Below are 3180 nucleotides of genomic sequence, written 5' to 3'. Positions count from 1 at the left end.
GCTCGGCGTCGAGATCCGCTACGACACCTGGGCGGAAAAAGACGATGTCCTGGCGCTGTCGCCCGATGTGGTGGTGGTCGCTACCGGCGGCCTGCCGCAGAACCCGCCGCTGACATCAGGCGACAACCTTGTCACCTCGAGTTGGGACATCATGGCCGGCAGCGTCAAGCCGGCCGAAAATGTGCTGCTCTATGACGACAATGGCGGCCATCAGGGCATGGGCGCCGCCGAACTGATCGCCAATGCCGGCTCGAAACTCGAGCTTGTATCGCCGGAGCGTTTCTTTGCCCCGGAAATGGGCGGCATGAACCATGTGCCCTATATCAGGGCCTTCCAGGAAAAGGGCGTCACCATCACCATCAACACGCGGCTGCGTTCGGTGCGGCGTGAGGGCAACCAGCTGATCGCAGAGCTGGCTTCGGATTTCGCCGATGGCTGGCGCGGCGAGCGCAGGGTCGACCAGGTGGTGGTCGAGCACGGTACGCTACCGCTCGACGATCTATACCTCTTGCTGAAGCCGCTGTCGAAGAATGGCGGCGCGGTCGACTACGAGCGTCTGGTGAGCGGTGGCGACATCTTTCCCAAGCGCAATCCAGAAGGCGGCTTTGTTCTGTTCCGCATCGGCGACGCGGTCGCCTCGCGCAACATTCATGCCGCCATCTATGACGGCATCAGGTTCGGCTTGCGAATCTGAAATTAGCTATCGCCAGGATCGTAGCGCGCGGCCGAAGCTTCCTGCAAGAGCCCCTAGACTGGACTTTCCCTGTCGTACTTGTAACGATCTAGGGTGATCCAAACGCTTGGGATCAGTTTCATTCTACTGCAAGTCTGCAGGGAAATCGCGAAGCAGTGCGTCTTCTGCCGAGAAAAGTTGACGAAAACCTAACAAAGTCCGGGGGGACAAGTTGACCAAGAAAGATCCGTTCGTTCCGCGCCAGACCAATACGGCGCTCTACATGCAGCTATACGAGAATGGATATTCGGTTGCCGATATCGCCCGGGTGCAAAAGGCGTATCGTGTGTGTTGCGCGATGTTCAACGGCCGCTACCGCAAGACAGGACGGCCGTTCATCTGCCATGCGGTGGGAGCTGCGTCATCGGCCGCGCATTTCGATAAAAGCGTCGATCTTGTCCTGGCCGCGATGTTTCACGCTGCCTACGACAGCGGCCACTATCCGGACGGAAAGTCCAGCAGGCGCACCGATGCACACCGCAGATGGCTGGAGCAAACAATCGGTCCCCGGGTTGAAGGTCTTGTCGCCCGCCTGGTCGGACTGAAATTCGATACCGGAGACCCCGAGCGCCTTGTGGATGCCGGCGTGCCGGCCGGCGACGAGGACATCTTGTTCCTGGTGCTTGCCCATGAGGTGGATGACCTGGCGGACGGAGGATTGGCGTTTGCGCCCAAATACGGTCAGTCCATACGATCGAGGGTTGCTGCCTGTGCCACTCTGGCGAGGTATCTGGGCCGCGAAAATCTTGCCGTCACCATCGAAGGTTACGGTGCCCGCTACGAGACGATGGCGTGGGCTGCTCCCCTCCAGGAGACGAAGCTGATTGGCTTTCAGATTACGCCAAATTTACGCACATACATCAAATTGCGCCGCCACAAGTTACGCGGCGAATCAGTCGAGGTGCTTTGACACCTCGCTGATCCCGCGACAGATTGGCGTGTCGATGCGCAACCCGCTGAGAACTGGCCGTCCTTGTCGCCTCAGTCGTCGTAGCCCTGGATTGTCCCAAAGGTGTAGTGGCGCAGCTTCAATGCGGTGATCAAATTGGTCAGCTTCATCTTGCCGTCGAAACTGTCCTGGAACATCTCGTCATGCATCAGCAGGATCAGCTTGCCGGGCTTGACGAAGCGGCCATAGCCGAACAGGTGATCGATCTCGCTGACCAGATGGTCAACGCTCTGCACCGGCTCGCCGTTGTCCTTGTGCACCCATTCATGGTCCCAGCCGTAGAGATAGAAGCCTGAGGCAGCGACAAACTCGTAGTCGGGCTCTTCACGCCCCTCCTGGGCGAGCCCAAGCGAGGTGTCGTTCTTCGACATGGAGGGCAGCCTGAACACGTCGCGCCCCGGTAGCCTTGCATGCACCACGGGCTTCAACCCGAGCACCGCGTTTGCCCTTACCATGTCGGCGACGACACCTTCGGTGTCGCCGTAGAAATGCCGGTAGTGATTGTAGGCATGGCTGTAGCTGTGGTTGCCGAGCGTCACCAGAGGAAGCTGCCTGGCGCGCTGGACGAGCGCTCTGTTGGCGGCGCTAGCCTGTGCGTGCATGCCGACCATGAATAGGGTTGCAGGAACCTGCTCGGCTTCCAGCACATCGAGGATGTTGCTTGTGCCGTTCAGCGGCCCATCGTCGAAGGTAAGATATATTATGCGATCGGCCCCTTGGGCGGGAACCGCAAAAATCAAAACCGCCGCCAGCACAAACCGAAACGGTGTCATCAGCCCCGATATCCGGTTGCGATCACGACAAGGCCGCCATGTCCACAACGGCTTGTCAAGGCGAGCCGGTGCATGTCGCCCAAAAGTGCGCAGCGGTTTTGGGATAACGACATGCGCAAACAAAAAGGCAAACCTATGCCAGGCTTCCTTGCAGCACCGTCAGCTTGGCCTTCTTGGGCATGCGGGCGGTCAGCCATTCCAGCGCCTTGTCGTGCGGCATCGGGAAGGCGATGGAGTAGCCCTGCACCTGGTCGCAGCCGATCGCCATCAGCGAATTGAGCTCGGCCTCGGTTTCGGCGCCCTCTGCGACGATCGAGATGCCAAGGCCACGCGCCAGCTCGGTGATGGCGCGGACGATCTTCGAGTTGTCGCCATTCTCATGGATGTTCTGGACGAAGCGGCGATCGATCTTCAGCCGGTCGATCTCGTTCGGGTTGACATGGCTGAGCGAAGCATAGCCGGTGCCGAAATCATCGAGTTCGAGATGGACGCCGGCTGCCCGGATGTGCCGCAGCTTGGCCGCGATACCCGTCTTTTCGTCATCGAGGATGACGGATTCGACGATTTCCAGCGACAGTTTCTGCGGCGGCAGCCCGGCCTTTTCCAGCGTCTCGAACAAGAACGCATCGAAATCGTGTTCGCGCAGCTCGGTGCCGGAAACATTGACGGCAAGCCGTCCGAAGGCAATGCCGGCGCGGTTCCATTCGGCCGCCTCGTTGATCGCC

At 59.8% G+C, this 3180-nt stretch carries 3 protein-coding genes and 1 pseudogene; 2 read left to right on the top strand and 2 right to left on the bottom strand.

Annotated elements, in window-relative coordinates:
- Together EN893_RS25890 and EN893_RS25885 are read left to right on the top strand one after the other, a co-directional pair.
- Positions 1–694: pseudogene (locus EN893_RS25890) on the top strand (N-methylproline demethylase); the annotation flags it as partial.
- A 211-nt stretch (positions 695–905) separates the two neighbouring features.
- Positions 906–1643, top strand: a complete 738-nt coding sequence (locus EN893_RS25885) for a hypothetical protein (RefSeq protein ID WP_127270107.1) — start codon at positions 906–908, stop codon at positions 1641–1643.
- A 71-nt stretch (positions 1644–1714) separates the two neighbouring features.
- Here EN893_RS25885 and EN893_RS25880 read toward each other — a convergent pair whose 3' ends face one another.
- A complete protein-coding gene (locus tag EN893_RS25880; RefSeq protein ID WP_127270105.1) occupies positions 1715–2455 on the bottom strand; it encodes a polysaccharide deacetylase family protein in 741 nt (246 codons plus the stop codon).
- 133 nt (positions 2456–2588) lie between these two features.
- The coding region (locus EN893_RS25875) for an EAL domain-containing protein (protein WP_164901105.1) at positions 2589–3180 on the bottom strand (592 nt) is incomplete at its 5' end.

The sequence above is a fragment of the Mesorhizobium sp. M7A.F.Ca.CA.004.04.2.1 genome, from assembly GCF_004022825.1.
In the GTDB taxonomy this organism is placed as follows: Bacteria; Pseudomonadota; Alphaproteobacteria; order Rhizobiales; family Rhizobiaceae; genus Mesorhizobium.
This window is presented reverse-complemented; position numbering and strand designations above follow the sequence as displayed.

What these genes read in the sequence shown, in the direction of transcription:
- EN893_RS25880 (WP_127270105.1), bottom strand. Translation starts at nt 2,455, where the DNA reads ATGACACCGTTTCGGTTTGTGCTGGCGGCGGTTTTGATTTTTGCGGTT.